This window comes from Flavobacterium hungaricum, assembly GCF_015182285.1.
GTDB lineage: Bacteria > Bacteroidota > Bacteroidia > Flavobacteriales > Flavobacteriaceae > Flavobacterium > Flavobacterium hungaricum.
In genome coordinates, this window is sequence record NZ_PRDM01000002.1 from 881,274 (window position 1) to 896,459 (window position 15,186).

Annotated in this window: 15 protein-coding genes; 3 read left to right on the plus strand and 12 right to left on the minus strand. The window is 35.5% G+C overall.

The window, feature by feature from the left end:
• Positions 1 to 73: 73 nt before the first annotated feature.
• On the minus strand, positions 74 to 949 hold the full coding sequence (fabD, locus tag C4F50_RS11560; protein WP_194138812.1) for an ACP S-malonyltransferase: 876 nt from the start codon (positions 947 to 949) through the stop codon (positions 74 to 76).
• Positions 950 to 1,021: 72 nt separating this feature from the next.
• Positions 1,022 to 1,384 carry a DUF983 domain-containing protein gene (locus C4F50_RS11565; protein WP_194138813.1) on the minus strand — a complete coding sequence of 121 codons (363 nt, stop codon included), beginning with the start codon at positions 1,382 to 1,384 and terminating at the stop codon, positions 1,022 to 1,024.
• A gap of 225 nt (positions 1,385 to 1,609) precedes the next feature.
• Here C4F50_RS11565 and C4F50_RS11570 point away from each other — a divergent pair, with 225 nt between their 5' ends.
• Positions 1,610 to 2,473 carry a helix-turn-helix domain-containing protein gene (locus C4F50_RS11570; RefSeq protein ID WP_194138814.1) on the plus strand — a complete coding sequence of 288 codons (864 nt, stop codon included), beginning with the start codon at positions 1,610 to 1,612 and terminating at the stop codon, positions 2,471 to 2,473.
• Positions 2,474 to 2,687: 214 nt separating this feature from the next.
• Here the strand turns inward: C4F50_RS11570 and C4F50_RS11575 are convergent, their stop codons facing one another.
• The 4 genes from C4F50_RS11575 to C4F50_RS11590 form a co-directional block, all read right to left on the minus strand.
• Positions 2,688 to 3,221, minus strand: a complete 534-nt coding sequence (locus tag C4F50_RS11575; protein WP_194138815.1) for a YceI family protein — start codon at positions 3,219 to 3,221, stop codon at positions 2,688 to 2,690.
• 150 nt (positions 3,222 to 3,371) lie between these two features.
• Entirely contained in the window at positions 3,372 to 4,088 is a 717-nt protein-coding gene (locus C4F50_RS11580) for a pirin family protein (RefSeq protein ID WP_194138816.1), read from the minus strand.
• Between the two features lie 308 nt (positions 4,089 to 4,396).
• Positions 4,397 to 4,756, minus strand: a complete 360-nt coding sequence (locus C4F50_RS11585; RefSeq protein ID WP_194138817.1) for a hypothetical protein — start codon at positions 4,754 to 4,756, stop codon at positions 4,397 to 4,399.
• A 5-nt stretch (positions 4,757 to 4,761) separates the two neighbouring features.
• The gene (locus C4F50_RS11590; protein WP_194139147.1) at positions 4,762 to 6,243 is read right to left on the minus strand and encodes a helix-turn-helix domain-containing protein; all 1,482 of its coding nucleotides are present in this window, start codon (positions 6,241 to 6,243) and stop codon (positions 4,762 to 4,764) included.
• A 208-nt stretch (positions 6,244 to 6,451) separates the two neighbouring features.
• Between C4F50_RS11590 and aceB the strand changes: the two genes are divergently transcribed.
• Both aceB and aceA read left to right on the plus strand, forming a co-directional pair.
• On the plus strand, positions 6,452 to 8,053 hold the full coding sequence (gene aceB, locus C4F50_RS11595; RefSeq protein ID WP_194138818.1) for a malate synthase A: 1,602 nt from the start codon (positions 6,452 to 6,454) through the stop codon (positions 8,051 to 8,053).
• A gap of 183 nt (positions 8,054 to 8,236) precedes the next feature.
• On the plus strand, positions 8,237 to 9,517 hold the full coding sequence (aceA, locus tag C4F50_RS11600) for an isocitrate lyase (protein WP_194138819.1): 1,281 nt from the start codon (positions 8,237 to 8,239) through the stop codon (positions 9,515 to 9,517).
• An 84-nt stretch (positions 9,518 to 9,601) separates the two neighbouring features.
• Here aceA and C4F50_RS11605 read toward each other — a convergent pair whose 3' ends face one another.
• From C4F50_RS11605 to C4F50_RS11630, 6 genes are all read right to left on the minus strand, one after another.
• Positions 9,602 to 10,177 carry a Crp/Fnr family transcriptional regulator gene (locus C4F50_RS11605; RefSeq protein ID WP_194138820.1) on the minus strand — a complete coding sequence of 192 codons (576 nt, stop codon included), beginning with the start codon at positions 10,175 to 10,177 and terminating at the stop codon, positions 9,602 to 9,604.
• A 1-nt stretch (position 10,178) separates the two neighbouring features.
• Positions 10,179 to 10,499 (minus strand): DUF6370 family protein, encoded by a 321-nt coding sequence (locus C4F50_RS11610; protein ID WP_194138821.1) that lies wholly within the window; start codon positions 10,497 to 10,499, stop codon positions 10,179 to 10,181.
• A 2-nt stretch (positions 10,500 to 10,501) separates the two neighbouring features.
• Complete coding sequence (gene purT, locus C4F50_RS11615) at positions 10,502 to 11,662, minus strand: formate-dependent phosphoribosylglycinamide formyltransferase (RefSeq protein ID WP_194138822.1); 1,161 nt, start codon at positions 11,660 to 11,662, stop codon at positions 10,502 to 10,504.
• A gap of 94 nt (positions 11,663 to 11,756) precedes the next feature.
• Positions 11,757 to 12,260, minus strand: a complete 504-nt coding sequence (locus tag C4F50_RS11620; protein WP_194138823.1) for a hypothetical protein — start codon at positions 12,258 to 12,260, stop codon at positions 11,757 to 11,759.
• 1 nt (position 12,261) lies between these two features.
• Positions 12,262 to 12,732 carry a hypothetical protein gene (locus tag C4F50_RS11625; protein WP_194138824.1) on the minus strand — a complete coding sequence of 157 codons (471 nt, stop codon included), beginning with the start codon at positions 12,730 to 12,732 and terminating at the stop codon, positions 12,262 to 12,264.
• 445 nt (positions 12,733 to 13,177) lie between these two features.
• On the minus strand, positions 13,178 to 15,046 hold the full coding sequence (locus tag C4F50_RS11630; protein WP_194138825.1) for a peptidase U32 family protein: 1,869 nt from the start codon (positions 15,044 to 15,046) through the stop codon (positions 13,178 to 13,180).
• Positions 15,047 to 15,186 lie beyond the last annotated feature (140 nt).

Here is a 15,186-nt window from a genome sequence, read left to right on the forward strand (position 1 = left end):
ATCAAAGAATTTGGGATTTTCTAATTTATATTTCAACTGATCACTAAAAAAATGGATCACTGAATACTAAAGATTATGCATTTGCAGTAACCGCTTCTTTATCAATTTTATTAATCAAACCAGCTAATACTTTTCCTGGGCCGACTTCAGTAAATAAAGTAGCACCGTCAGCGATCATTTGCTGTACAGATTGAGTCCATTTTACCGGCGCAGTCAATTGAATGATTAAGTTCTTTTTAATTTCGTTTGCATCAGAAACCGCACTCGCTGTTACGTTTTGGTACACTGGGCAGATAGGGGTAGAGAAAGACGTTGCTTCAATAGCAGCTGCCAATTCTTCTCTTGCAGGCTCCATCATTGGTGAGTGAAAAGCTCCTCCAACAGGTAGAATCAGAGCGCGTTTTGCTCCTGCAGCTTTCATGGCTTCACAAGCTTTTTCAACTGCTGTGGTTTCTCCTGAAATCACTAATTGTCCCGGGCAGTTATAATTTGCAGCAACTACAATTCCGTCGATAGAAGCACAAACTTCTTCTACAATATTATCAGCCAAACCTAAAACGGCAGCCATTGTAGATGGGGTAATTTCGCAGGCTTTCTGCATTGCCAAAGCACGTTGAGAAACTAATTTAAGACCATCTTCAAAAGATAAAGTTCCGTTAGCAACCAATGCTGAAAATTCTCCTAAAGAATGTCCTGCAACCATTTCTGGTTTAAAATCGTCACCTAAAGTTTTAGCTAAAATAACCGAATGTAAAAATACAGCTGGCTGCGTCACTTTAGTTTCTTTTAGTTCTTCGGCAGTGCCTTCGAACATAATATCTGTAATTCTAAAACCTAAGATTTCATTTGCTTTCTCGAATAATTCTTTGGCTAAAGCCGAATTTTCATAAAGGTCTTTACCCATTCCTGTGAATTGTGCACCTTGACCTGGAAATACGTATGCTTTCATTTGTCTAATTTGTTTTTTATTTTTTTTGGAATTGAAAATTAGTTTCAATTGAAAGGCAAAAATAGTATTTTTTTAACTCGTATAGCCCTTAAACATATAAATCCACGCTAATCTTGAAAATCTAAGATTAAAAGGAGTCAGCATAGTAATGACAACAGCGATTATAGGAATAATTCTTAAATCGAAGTTTTTTTCAAAGAAAAACTGAGCGATACAATACGTTGCGATTCCCTGAGCAACTGTTAATCCGTAGTTTACATACATAGCGCCGAAGAAATATCCAGGTTCTTTTTGAAATTTATAATGACAATGACTGCAGTATTCATTCATTTTTGGCAAACTGAAATTCAGAAAAATGTTTTTGTCCGTAAAAACTTTTCCTTTGTGACAAACAGGACATTCGTTTTTTAAGATATGAGTTAATGCGTGTGACATGACGTTGTTATTTTTTGTTTATACAAAGGTAATTTACAGAATCATAAAAGTCTTTTTTATATCTTCGCTACTTATAGCACAATAAGGACATTTAGCTTAAAATTCAAATTCCAAAATCCAAATTCCAAAATCCAAATTCCAAAATTCAAATTCCAAATTCCAAAATCTACAATCTAAAATCCACAATCTAAAATCTACAATCTACAATCTAAAATCTAAAAGCGTATGAAAAAATATCCCATTTACAGCGTTCAAAATTTCAGCTGCAACGACATTCATCGCGATTTTTATGTCAATACTTTTAAAGAACATTTAAAAAGTCACAGTTTTGTAGAAGAGCCGCACCGGCATGATTCGTATTTGATGGTGTTTTTTACAAATGGTTCGGGATTGCATGAAGTAGACTTTGATCAATTCGAAATCAAAAGAGGAAGTTTATTTGTGTTACAGCCTGGTCAGATGCATCATTGGAGTTTGTCTGAAGATATAGAAGGTTTTGTCGTTATTTTTTCGCAGGAATTGTACAATCTTTATTTCGGACAAAAGAACATTAATGAATATAATTTTTACCATTCAATTCACAACAGACCCGAAATGGTTTTTGAGGAAAAAGAAATCCCAAAAATTCTCCCATATTTTGATTTACTGATTCAGGAAAATAATCTAAATGCTAAATTTCAGTTAGATAAAATGCTTAATTTATTAGATTGCATTCATATTGAAATTTCGAGAAAATATGCCGAATCATTTTCGCATGAAACACATTCGTACAATGTCAAAATCAGTAAGTTTGAAACGCTTTTAGAGCAGTATTTCAGACACGAAAAACTGCCTTCTTTTTACGCAGAAAAGTTAAGCATTACACTAAAACACCTGAATAGAATCTGCAATGAAATTCTCCAAAAAACAGCCACAGAAGTCATAACAGATCGTGTAATTCTGGAAATAAAACGTATGCTAATCGACAAACAATTAGCTGTAAACGAAGTCGCCTTTAAAGTGGGCTACGAAGATTACTCGTATTTTTCCCGTTTCTTCAAAAAACAAACCGGAATGTCGCCGACGGAATTTAGAAATACAGTTAGATGATTTTTTCCGCCACGAATTCCCGAATTATTTTTATTAATCTTTGGCTGTTTTTTGGTTTCACGCAGATTAAAAATAAATTTGTGCAAATCTGCTAAAATCAATTTAAATCTGCGTGAAATAAAAAATAATTCGTGAATTCGTGGCAGACAAAAAAGCCCTGCACTTTGTAGTACAGGGCTTTTAACCAACCAATTTTTAATCTAAAACCAAAAGATTAAGCTTGTTTTACGAATTGTAATTCAATGTTTAATTTTACTTCTTCACCAACCAAAACACCGCCTGTTTCAAGAGCAGAGTTCCAGTTTAAACCCCAGTCTTTACGATTGATTTTTCCTTCGATGCTTAAACCAACTTTAGTATTTCCCCATGGATCAGTTAAGATACCGCTGTATTCTACTGGAAATGTTACTGATTTAGAAACACCTTTAATGTTTAAATCTCCAGTGATTTCATAGCTTCCTTCGTTGATTTTTTTGAAAGCAGAAGCTTTGAAAGTTAATTTTGGATGATTTTCAGCATCAAAGAAATCGCCGCTTCTTAAATGCCCGTCTCTGTCTGCGTTTGCAGTATCTACAGAAGCAATATCAGCAGAAAATTCAATTGCAGCGTTTTCGAAGTTGTCTCCGTCTGTAGTAATTGTTGCATCGTAAGTTCCAAATTTACCTGAAACATTTGTAAACATCATGTGTTTAACTTTAAAACCAATTTCTGAGTGAGTTGGGTCAATTGACCATTTTGTAGTTGCCATAATTTTTATTTTTAAATAATTAATTTCATTTTGATAGGACAAAGTTACGGTGAGAGTTTTTCTGAAGCACTTAACCTAGATTAAGAAATAAAATGACTCATTTTTGATTGTCCGTTTGTTTTGTTTGTTGTTTGAAAAACTGCTGTCGAATTAATAATTCATAGGAACATCCATCAATAATAATTCAGCATCAGTATTTGCTTTGATAGTCAAAATATCAGTTCCTGAAATACCAACCGCATCACGACTGTTCAATTCCTGACCGTTGATGGTTACGTTTCCTTTTAAGATAAAAGCATAAACGCCGTTTCCTTCTTTTTTAATTTTATATTCAGTTGCTATTCCGGCATCAAAATTCCCCATATTAAACCAAGCGTCTTGGTGAATCCAAACACCTTCATCATCTGCATTTGGAGATAAAATTTGAGATAATTTATTGTGTCTGTCCGCAACATCCAAAGTAATCTGCTGGTAACGAGGTGCAACATTTCTTTTATTTGGAAACAACCAAATTTGCAATAATTTAGTCTGCTGATCTGCGTTTGGGTTAAACTCACTATGCTGAACACCAGTTCCGGCACTCATCACCTGAATGTCACCATTTTTGATAATTTCGGTATTTCCCATGCTGTCTTTGTGAGCCAAATCACCTTCAAGCGGAATCGTAATAATTTCCATATTATCGTGTGGATGTGTTCCAAAACCCATGCCACCTGCAATTGTATCATCGTTTAAAACACGAAGCGCCCCAAACTGAATTCTATCTGGATTGTACCAGCTTGCAAAGCTAAAACTGTGATAAGCGTTAAGCCATCCGTGATTTGCGTTTCCTCTTGTTTCTGCTTTATGTAATACTATATTTTCCATGATATTAGTGTTTGTTATTTTTATAGTACAAAGATACCGCCATGGTAAAGGAAAAGCACTTAATGTAGATTAAGAAAGATTCTAAGGTTCTGAAGTTGTAAGGTGCAAAGGTTCAAAGTTGCAGAGGTTCAAAGGTTTTAAGGTAGAGGCGCACAGTAGTGCGTCTAGCACACAGTTTGTCATCTCGACGAAGGAGTGATGAAAAGATTGCGAGAAGATATGTTTAGGTGATTATATTCAAAATGAAATAAAACTTTGCGACTTCTCTCCCGATAGCTATCGGGATTGCGATTAGAAAAAAAACTAAATTACTTAATCCTAATCAATTTTCCTTTTCCGACCACTTCATCAAGGTAATTGGCAGAAGAACTTTGCTTATCGTGCATGTAAAATAGTATCGTATCTTTTTGGATTTGATCTTTTGAGATGCTTATAATTAAATCAATATTTATGAAATTATCCAATAGTATTGTATTGCCATAAGAGATTTTTCCTTTTGGCATATACTTGTTGTCAAATACAAAAACACTATCCTTAAAAGTAATTTTATCTTTTTGAATATAGGAATTGTCATCTTCTATTAAATAATTATAACGGCCGGTAAGTTTTTCTTTTTCCTGATTCCAGCTGATGGAAAGCAGTACTATTATTAAGGTAAAATATTTCATGATTTCTAACTATATTGTGAGATAAACTGCTGCACAACAGCATCTGTGTTCTCATGGCGTTTCTTTCTTTCTAAAACAATTGGAGGCGCAGCTCTTTCTAAACAATCTTTTACCGCGCAAGTCTCGCAGGTAACACCTACAATTCTTTTTACTAAAGGTTTTCCTTCGATGAATTTGAATTTCTTTTTCATTGTCGGATTTATCAGGATGCCGACAGAAATACTTCTAATATAATGATCTGCGAAAGGATCTTTTGTAGCCGATGAAAAAACAAGATACTCGTTACCACTATTGGCATAGCTGGAAATCTGCGCATCAAAAAAATGAGATTTGTTTTGTCTGATAGCTTCGTCTATTGTTTTAACCGAAACCCATCTTCTGCAATAATGTTCGTTGGTTTCGTTGGCATGTGGTTCCTGCTGATGTGTAATGTGCAGTTCTTTATTAATTTGATAAACATCAGAACCTACGCGATGCGATAATCTTAGAAAAAATAGGTTTTTCAGCTGAAAATCTTTGGGTAATAAATTGGTTAATCGCTGGTAAAAAGATTCTGGTGAAACTTCGAAACTTTCTATTAGTGCGACAAATTCTTCCGGCTTTGGATTTTTATTTTCTAAAAAGGAATTGATTTTATCTACTAGTAATTTTCTAGGCAGTAATAAAGCGCCGGCAAAATACGAAGCGTAAAAATTGTGCAAAACCTGATCGAAATTTTCAAACTTAATCCAGCTGAAAGTCAGCAGACGATCCGATATTTTTAAATAATTATAAGCAATTTCTTTTGCTAAAATAAAAGCCTTTTGGGGAGCGTCGAGTTCTGTTGACAGCAATAAAGTTCTGCTTTTCGGAACGTAAATCGAACGCAAATCGCCTAAAGCTTCTTGATCTGTAAAAACAATTTCTTTAATGCTGTATTCGTATTCTTCTTTTAGAATTGCTTCTAATTCTTCAATAGTAATTTTTGAATCCAAATTAATCTGAAACGACTTCGAAAATGCGATTACTTTTTCTTCTAAATCTTCAAAATAATTGCTGTGCGCTTCCTGATACGATCGTAAAGCAGCTAAAAAGAAACTTTCACGGCTTAAATTATAATGCTGTGCAATTTCGATAATGGTACTAATAAACGCATTGACTTTTGCCGGAGCATTCGCAATAATATCTATTAAATCTGCTTCCTGAATTCCGAAAAGGTCTAGCGGAATCTCTTTTAAAATTCCTGATTTTAAAATTTCACCAATCGGAGCGAGGTTGTTATCGAGTTTTAAAGACACCATTTGGTCGTAACTCACGTCCAAATGTTTGCATAAAAGCAAAATTTTATCTGCTTTTGGATATTTTTTTCCCTTTTCAATTTCGTTTAAATACGATTTTGAAAGATTCGTCAATTTGGCCAGTCCAAAAAGAGAAAGATTTTTTTGAGTTCTGACTTGCTTGAGTTTAAGTCCAAATATCAGCTTTATATAGTCTTTTTCGATATCCATAATATCAAATGTAACTGATTTACAAATAATCGCCAAAAAAATATTTTTAAATTTTAGCGAACGTTCGCTATTTTTATAAAAAACTTTTTGTAACATTGTAGTATAAAATATATTAGCTATGACATCGCTAATTAAATATTGTCTTTGGAAAGACAAAATAGACTAAGCGATTGCATGGCTGACCAATTAAAAATAAAAATCAGCAGCTATGAAAAACCAATTAGAAATTACCGAAACGGCAATGGAGTTTTTAGCCGAAAAGAAGCTTCGATATCCAAAGATCTGGACAGAAGGAGCGATTGCTTTTATAACTGAATTGCATAGAAAATTCGAATCACAGCGAAAACTATTGCTTTTGCAGCGCGATCAAAAACAAGTCACTTTCGATCAGGGAAACATGCCGGTTTTTATTCCGGAAACTAAAAACGTGAGAGAAGGGAATTGGACGGCTGGTGAAATTCCGAAAGATTTATTAGACCGAAGAGTGGAGATTACAGGTCCGGTTGATCGCAAAATGATTATCAACGCTTTGAATTCGGGAGCAAAAACTTTTATGGCTGATTTTGAAGACAGCACTTCGCCCACCTGGCAGAATTTAATGGAAGGCCAGCTCAATTTAATCGACGCGGTTAATAAAACAATCACGTTTACTGATTTGGTGAAGCAAAAGTCCTATCATTTAAATGAAAAAACAGCAACGTTAATCGTACGTCCTCGTGGTTTACACCTACCCGAAAAGCATCTTTTAATTGAAGGAAAAGAAGTTTCGGGTTCTCTGGTAGATTTTGGATTGTATGTTTTTCATAACCATAAACGACTTTTAGAAAACAATTCAGGACCGTATTTCTACATCCCGAAATTAGAACATTATCTGGAAGCACGCTGGTGGAATACGGTTATTGATTTTACCGAGGATTATTTAAAACTGAAAAGAGGCACTATAAAAGTGACGGTTTTAATCGAAACCATTACGGCAAGTTTTCAGCTGGATGAAATCATATATGAATTGAAAGAACATATCGTTGGCTTAAACTGCGGACGCTGGGATTATATTTTTTCTTACATCAAAAAGTTTAGAAAAAATCCAAAATTCATTGTTCCAGATCGCGATCAGGTAACCATGACTTCGCCTTTTATGAATGCATATTCGAATTTAGTTATCCAAAGATGTCATAAAAGAGGAATTCATGCCATTGGCGGCATGGCAGCGCAGATTCCGATTCGAAATAATGAAGAAGCTAACGCTCTTGCTTTCGCGAAAGTGAAAACCGATAAAGAGCGCGAAGTTCGAAATGGCCACGATGGAACCTGGGTAGCGCATCCGGATTTGGTTTTGCTGGCAAAAGAAATTTTTGATAAAGGAATGCCGACTCCCAATCAAATTCATATTAAAAGAGAACATCGAAAAATTACAGAAGCTGATTTGATTGAACCACCAATTGGAATCATCACTGAAAATGGTGTTCGAAAAAATATCAATGTTGGGGTTTTGTATTTGGCTTCATGGCTGAACGGACAAGGTGCAGCGGCATTGCATAATTTGATGGAAGATGCCGCAACCGCCGAAATTTCGAGATCGCAATTGTGGCAATGGCTTCAGAATAAAGTGGTTTTAGATAATGGACGAAAACTAGATTTGGCGTATTATCACGAATTGGCTTTAGATGAATTCAGAAAAATAAAAGAGGAATTAGGAGACGAAAATCATGAAAAACAACAATTTCCACTGGCTGAAAAAGTATTGGAAAGATTAGTTGTAAATACTGATTTCGTTGGCTTTCTGACGATTCCATGTTACAAATATTTGTGATTTTAAATAAAATCTGCTCAATCTGCCCAATCTGAGAGCGAATAACTTTTTCACGCAGATTTAGCAGATCAAGCAGATAAAACTAGAGACTTTACTGCAAAAAAAATTAAGTCCAGTTAAAACTGAATACTAAAAACTGCGACTGAACACTCTTACTTACTAACCGCTTTAACTAAACTATTTATGAAAACAACAGAAGACAGAATTCAGGAATTGATTAACGATTGGATAACGAACCCGAGATGGAAAGGCGTTGAACGTCCTTACACTGCAGCAGAAGTAGTTACGCTTCAGGGATCTTATCAAATTGAGCATTCTATTGCCAAAATGGGAGCGCAAAAATTATGGAGAAAGTTAAAAAGTCAGGATTATGTTGCGGGGTTGGGCGCGTTAACCGGAAATCAGGCGATTCAGGAAGTTGATGCGGGTTTAGAAGCAATTTACTTAAGCGGCTGGCAGGTTGCGGCCGATGCAAATCTGGCGGGAGAAATGTACCCGGACCAGTCACTTTATCCTGTAAACAGCGTTCCGATGGTGGTTAAAAAAATTAATAACGCTTTATTGCGTGCTGATCAGATTCAGACTGTAAATAATATTGAAGATAAAAAAGATTATCTGGTTCCGATTGTAGCCGATGCCGAAGCAGGCTTTGGGGGAAATCTGAATGCTTTCGAATTAATGAAATCAATGATTGAAGCTGGAGCTTCTGGAGTTCATTTTGAAGATCAGCTGAGTTCTGCTAAAAAGTGCGGACACTTGGGCGGAAAAGTTTTGGTGCCAACTCAGGAAGCGATCAATAAATTAATTGCAGCGCGTTTGGCTTCTGATGTTATGGGTGTTTCCACTTTAATCGTTGCGAGAACAGATGCTGATGCCGCCAATTTATTAACGAGCGATGCTGACCCAAGAGACAGGAAATTTTTAACAGGCGAAAAAACGGCTGAAGGTTTTTTCTATGTAAATAATGGAATCGAGCAGGGAATTGCAAGAGGCTTGAGCTACGCACCTTACGCGGATTTAATTTGGATGGAAACTAGTAATCCGGATTTGGATTATGCGAGAAAGTTTGCGACGGCTATGAAAAAAGAATTTCCGGATAAAATGCTGGCGTACAACTGTTCTCCGTCTTTCAACTGGGCTGCAAAATTAACGGTGGCCGAAATGGAAACATTTAGGGAAGATTTAGCTGCAATGGGTTATAAATTCCAGTTCATTACTTTGGCAGGATTCCATGCTTTGAATACCAGTATGTTTGAATTGTCAAAAGCCTATAAGGAACGCGGCATGGCAGGCTATTCTGAATTGCAGGAACGTGAATTCGCTTTGCAGAAAAACGGATTCAGGGCAGTAAAACATCAGGCTTTTGTGGGAACTTCTTATTTTGATGCGGTTCAAAATACGGTTATGATAGGAAAATCAACCATAACAGCTATGAAACATTCTACGGAGGTGGAGCAATTTTAATTTTTTTTTTTTCGCCACGAATTCACGAATTATCTTTTAATAATTTTTGAGAATAAAAATTTGTGAATTCGTGGCGGAAAAACTTTATTTTTTCAAAAGCCTAGCTTTCATTTTGCTGAAAAATTCCGGCGTTACTCCAATGAAAGAAGCGATTTGTTTTTGAGGTACTTTATGAATTAAGGTTCCGTATTTTTTGCTGAATTTTTCAAAACGTTCTTCTGCGGGTAAACTTAAATTGTCCATCAATCTTTGCTGGTTTGCGACCAAAGAATTTTCAATTAAAATCCTGAAAAAACGTTCTAGCTTTGGAATTTCAAGATACAATTGTTCTTGATTTTCTTTAGATAAAGAAACAACTTCGGCTTCTTCCAGAACTTCAATAAAAAGCTGTCCGGGTTTCTGCGAAAAATAACTGTACATATCGCTCATCCACCAGCCTTCGCAGGCAAAAGAAAGTACATGTTCTACAATATTATCGTTGATATTAAAGCTTCTTAAAATTCCAGAATTTACAAAATAGGAGTGTTTACAAACTTCGCCCGCATTCAGCAGAATCGTTTTTGGTTTGTAAATCTGAGTTTCCAATTTAGATAAAAAAAGTGCCTGTTCTTCTGGAGTAAGCGTAACGTGTTTGGCAATGTTTTCGAGGATCAATGCCATATTATTTTTTCTCGTCTATTAAAGTGAATGAACTGGCTACAAAACGATTACCTTTTATTTCTCCTGTAACAGATGCTTTTCTTACGGCATTACAAAAGCCATTATCGGCATGCGCATCACCATGATCGTGGATTGTTGTTCCGTCAACAAAATAGCTTTTTCCGTCAATACGAACAGCTAAATCACAGCTTTTGCCTTTCATTCCGAATTGACATTCGCCGCAGGAAGCCTCTACAACAGTAGGTTTGTCAAATTTCTTTTTGTCTTGTGCGTTTACCGCAGTTCCAATAAATAGAAATGCAGCTAAAAGTATATTTTTCATAGTTAAGAATTTACAGTTATTAATTTTGCGGTTGCTTTTGCGCGTTCTGTTATTTCGTTGATTGGAGTAGCCAAAGAATCATGACTCAAAACAACTCCCATTCTGCGGTACGGTCTTGAAGTCGGTTTCCCGAATATTCTAAAATCTGTTTTGGGTAAAGCAGCGACTTTTTCGATTCCCGTAAAAGTTGGATTTGTCGAATCTTCTGATGCTAAAATTACGGCACTTGCTCCGGCTTTTTCTAACGTAATTTCGAAAATTGGAAGGCTTAAAATCGCACGTAAATGCAATTCAAATTCGTTAAAATTCTGTGTTCCGGCCAAAGTTACCATTCCCGTATCGTGCGGACGCGGAGAGAGTTCAGAGAAATAAACGCCTTCGCTGGTTAAGAAAAATTCAACACCAAAAAGTCCTGCTCCGCCAAGAGCTTCGGTAATTTTTTCGGCCATATCCTGCGCTTCGTACAAATCTTTTTCTGAAACCAAAGCCGGCTGCCAGCTTTCCTGATAATCGCCTCGTTCTTGTCGGTGGCCGATTGGGGCGCAAAATAAAGTTGGATTTCCGTTTTGGGTAATCGTCAAAAGTGTAATCTCTGAATGAAAATCTACAAAAGCTTCTACAATCACTTCGATAACGTCGCCACGCGAACCCGCAACGGCATATTGCCATGCTTTTTCGATATCGCTTTCTGTTTTTATAGTCGATTGTCCTTTTCCGGATGAAGACATTAAAGGTTTTACCACACAAGGAATGCCGACTTCCTGAACGGCTTTTTGTAGTTCTTCTGCAGAAGTTGCGTATTGGTATTTAGCCGTTTTTAAACCTAATTCTTTTGCAGCTAAATCACGGATTGCTTTACGGTTCATAGTAAAGTTGGCCGCTTTCGCTGAAGGAACAACAGTGATTCCCTGCTTCTCGTAATCGTAAAAACGTTCGGTGCGAATGGCTTCTATTTCCGGAACGATAAAGTCTGGCTGGTGTTTGGCTACGATTCGGTCCAGAGCTTCGCCGTCAAGCATATTGATGACTTCAAATCCATGTGCAACCTGCATTGCCGGCGCGTTTTCGTAACTATCAACTGCAATTATGGTTTGTCCGATTCGTTGCGCGGCAATGACAAATTCTTTGCCTAATTCGCCTGAACCTAGAAGTAGTATTTTCATTTTGGAGTTTTGAGTTGTTCGGTAAACAAAAATAGTCAATTTGATTAAATTTTGTGGTTCAATACCAATTCAAAAGTTCAATAACTTTATTGTTTTAGTCCTCAAATCCTTTAAAAAGTTTACTGTTTTTTATGATTTTATACATTAGGACTGTTATTATAATAGATAGAAGCCAAAAGAAAGGAATCGCAGCTTTTTGATAAAATATTTTTTTTGCCGGTAAACTTTTGTCTTCTTTTTTTGCCGGATAAGCAAAATCAATCCCATTTCGATACCATACATACATATGAGCATTTCCTGTAGAATCTATTTTGCTTTCTTCATCTCTGTCCTTATTAAGTAATATAATTGTTTTGTAATTATTCAGATCTTTTGAGTAACCATCAACTCTGGCTTCTGGATCGGATGAAAAATATTCTAATGAATCAATCAAAACATATTTCTTTTGATATTTTTCGGAGTTAATATAAGTATCATTGTAGTACAGAATTGTACAAATATTGCCAATCACAGGAAAGAAACCGATCAATACAAAGAACGTAGAAATCGCCCCTATTAATCTTATCCATCTTCTGTAGTATACATCGTTCCTGGCCAAATTATATTTTTTGTTGATTTAGTTTTACAATAATTAAACTGCTTACAAAAGTTAGCATCATTAATATAAAGGATAGAAATAAAATCATTAGTAATGAAAATAAAATTTGATAAGGAATTTGCACGTTATGTACTGATGAAATTCCGTTTACCAATAATCCAATAACATATATTGTAAAAAGTGCTGCTGTAATTTTTGAACTTACTCCGAAAGAAAATTGAGAACAAGCTTGGAAATAATTGATTTGATTAAGTGAATAGCTTATTTTTTTAGCGGTATTCCAAAATAGAAAAATGATGAATAATGGAAACAAAATTCCCCAGAAAATGGGATTCCAAAATGTGCCAAAATTACATATTTGAATGCATTGAAAAATAAAATAGCTATCTGAAAATATTAAAACTGGAAAGAATGAACAAATTAAAAAACCGGCAATAATTGAATATTTGGCTAGATTGTTTTTTTGCTCCATTTAAATTTTGTTTTGTGAGTAAATATAAAGAAAATGGAATTTATTCTAACGTTGATTTTTGCAGTTTCAGGGATTTAAATTTAACCGCAAAGTTCGCAAAGAATTACGCGAAGAACGCAAAGTTTTTGTTTTTAAGTTAAAAAGGGACAAAAAATTTCTCTCGCAGATTTTGCAGATTCGGCAGATTTTTTTTAATTTGAAATTTAATTTTTAAATAAAGTAATCGTATAGTTTGTTATTTCGAGGAACGAGAAATCTCCGCAAGTAACTCCGTTCCAATAAGCTAATCTTTGTCGAGCTACTCGTGAAGATTTCTCCTTCGTCGAAATGACAAGATTGTGGAAATACCAGAATAAAAAAAGTTCGCAAAGCTTAAAAAAAACTTTGCGAACCTTTGCGTAATTCTTTGTGCCCTTTGCGGTAAAAAACTTTGCGGTTACGTCACTTAATGAAAATGATCTTCTTCAATTTCAAATTCAGCATCTTTTTCCCAGATCTCCATTTCGCAGGGTTTACAGTTGAATTTTAGTTTGTATTCCAATTCGCCTTGCTTTAGTACTAGTGGTTCTTTTACCTTGACACCAACAATATCTTTTTGGTGTATCGGACATTTTTTTAATTCGTACTTAATGCAATATTTGGTGGTCATTACACGAGATTTTCCTGGATCCCATTGTAATTCGAATGCTTTTTCGATTTCGGTAACGCCGTGACGTTCGTAGAATTTACGAGCCGTTTTGTTCGAAACGTTGTACATAAAATCCAATTTCGTTTCTGGATAAGGATGTGACGTTTTTACCAATTGGTGTTCTTCGCGAACATAATTTGCCAAACGAATTTCTGATAATTGATCGAAAACATTTCTTCTCATTTCGTTGATTTTTGAAATAGGAAGAAACCAGTTTTGAGAAAACACAACATCAATTTCATCAGCGCTGTAAGGTGTAAAACCTGTTTTTGCCAATTGAACTTTAATGTTTTCTTCGATTGATTCACCAGTTTTAGTCTGCTCTTTTGCGTGCTCTAATTTTACTGTACTTACGTTTCCGTCTTCGTCTGTTGCGATTAATTCGAAACCATTTTCATTTTCAGTAAGTAATAAAGTAGTTCCGATTTTGCGGATGGCGCTGTCTTCTCTTTCTACAATTTTAATAAAAGCAGCGTCATTATTACGGTAAATAAAAGTCCCGTCTTTAATTTCTTTTAAAACGTTTGGATATACTTTCCCGTTTTCGGCTTTGTTAACGTAAATTCCGTCAGCTTCGTTGTTTTCGTTGATGAAACAAAGTCCGTCGCCGTTGTTTAGCAATTCGCCGTTTTCGATTTCGTAAGCGTTTCCAACAGTTCTAATTAATTTACCAATATATTGTCCTTTAGATTTTGGACTTTCCCAAGAACCAATAGAACTGTGTCTTTCGTTAACGAAATAATCGGTATAACCACGGTTAAAAGTTCTGCTTAAAGTAGAATCGAAAGTGTAGGTACATTTTCCTGAAGAAGCTTTGGTGTATTTGTCGCTTCCTTCTAAGTAACTGTCTAATTTCTGGCGAAGATAAGATACGTTGTTTTTTACGTAAGCTACATCTTTAAGACGCCCTTCGATTTTGAAAGAAACGATTCCAGCTTCGATCAAATTCGGAATCTGATCAGATACGTCTAAATCTTTTATAGAAAGTAAGTGACTGTTTCTGATTAAAGTATCTCCGTTTCCGTCGATTAAGTTGTATGGTAAACGACAGTTTTGAGCGCAGGAGCCACGGTTGGCGCTGCGTTCTCCGTTTGCCACACTCATATAACAGTTTCCGCTGAACGAAACACATAAAGCTCCGGTTACGAAAAATTCTAACTCAACATCAGCATGGTCGTAGATTGTTTTAATTTGATGCAAGTTTAATTCACGTGCTAAAACGACACGTTTGATTCCGGCATCTTTAAGGAATTTGATTTTATCGGCATCACGATTATTGGCTTGTGTGCTGGCGTGAAGTACAATAGGAGGTAAGTCCATTTCCATAATCGCCATGTCTTGAATAATCAAGGCATCAACACCAATGTCGTATAATTCCCAAATCATGGCACGGCACGTTTCTAATTCGTTATCGTACAAAATGGTATTCATTACCACAAAAACCTGAGCATTAAATAAATGCGCATATTTTACCAATTCGGCAACATCTTCTATAGAATTGTTGGCGTTAGAACGTGCTCCAAATTGCGGGGCGCCAATATAAACGGCATCGGCACCGCTGTTTATGGCCGCAATTCCTCCAATTAAATCTCTAGCAGGAGCTAATATCTCAATTTTCTTCTTCATTTCTAAAACTTTAGCTTTTGTGGTATTCACGAAAAAAAGTGTGCAAAGGTCTTATAAAATATTTGAGTTTGCTAATGATGAAGGGATTTTTTTGAAATTGTTAACTTAATATTTTAAATTAAAAAAGTGAAACTACTTTT

Excerpts from the sequence above, each read along its gene's own strand:
- fabD (WP_194138812.1), bottom strand. The coding sequence starts at position 949 with ATGAAAGCATACGTATTTCCAGGTCAAGGTGCACAATTCACAGGAATG.
- C4F50_RS11565 (WP_194138813.1), bottom strand. The coding sequence starts at position 1,384 with ATGTCACACGCATTAACTCATATCTTAAAAAACGAATGTCCTGTTTGT.
- C4F50_RS11570 (WP_194138814.1), top strand. The coding sequence starts at position 1,610 with ATGAAAAAATATCCCATTTACAGCGTTCAAAATTTCAGCTGCAACGAC.
- C4F50_RS11575 (WP_194138815.1), bottom strand. The coding sequence starts at position 3,221 with ATGGCAACTACAAAATGGTCAATTGACCCAACTCACTCAGAAATTGGT.
- C4F50_RS11580 (WP_194138816.1), bottom strand. The coding sequence starts at position 4,088 with ATGGAAAATATAGTATTACATAAAGCAGAAACAAGAGGAAACGCAAAT.
- C4F50_RS11585 (WP_194138817.1), bottom strand. The coding sequence starts at position 4,756 with ATGAAATATTTTACCTTAATAATAGTACTGCTTTCCATCAGCTGGAAT.
- C4F50_RS11590 (WP_194139147.1), bottom strand. The coding sequence starts at position 6,243 with ATGGATATCGAAAAAGACTATATAAAGCTGATATTTGGACTTAAACTC.
- aceB (WP_194138818.1), top strand. The coding sequence starts at position 6,452 with ATGAAAAACCAATTAGAAATTACCGAAACGGCAATGGAGTTTTTAGCC.
- aceA (WP_194138819.1), top strand. The coding sequence starts at position 8,237 with ATGAAAACAACAGAAGACAGAATTCAGGAATTGATTAACGATTGGATA.
- C4F50_RS11605 (WP_194138820.1), bottom strand. The coding sequence starts at position 10,177 with ATGGCATTGATCCTCGAAAACATTGCCAAACACGTTACGCTTACTCCA.
- C4F50_RS11610 (WP_194138821.1), bottom strand. The coding sequence starts at position 10,499 with ATGAAAAATATACTTTTAGCTGCATTTCTATTTATTGGAACTGCGGTA.
- purT (WP_194138822.1), bottom strand. The coding sequence starts at position 11,662 with ATGAAAATACTACTTCTAGGTTCAGGCGAATTAGGCAAAGAATTTGTC.
- C4F50_RS11625 (WP_194138824.1), bottom strand. The coding sequence starts at position 12,732 with ATGGAGCAAAAAAACAATCTAGCCAAATATTCAATTATTGCCGGTTTT.
- C4F50_RS11630 (WP_194138825.1), bottom strand. The coding sequence starts at position 15,046 with ATGAAGAAGAAAATTGAGATATTAGCTCCTGCTAGAGATTTAATTGGA.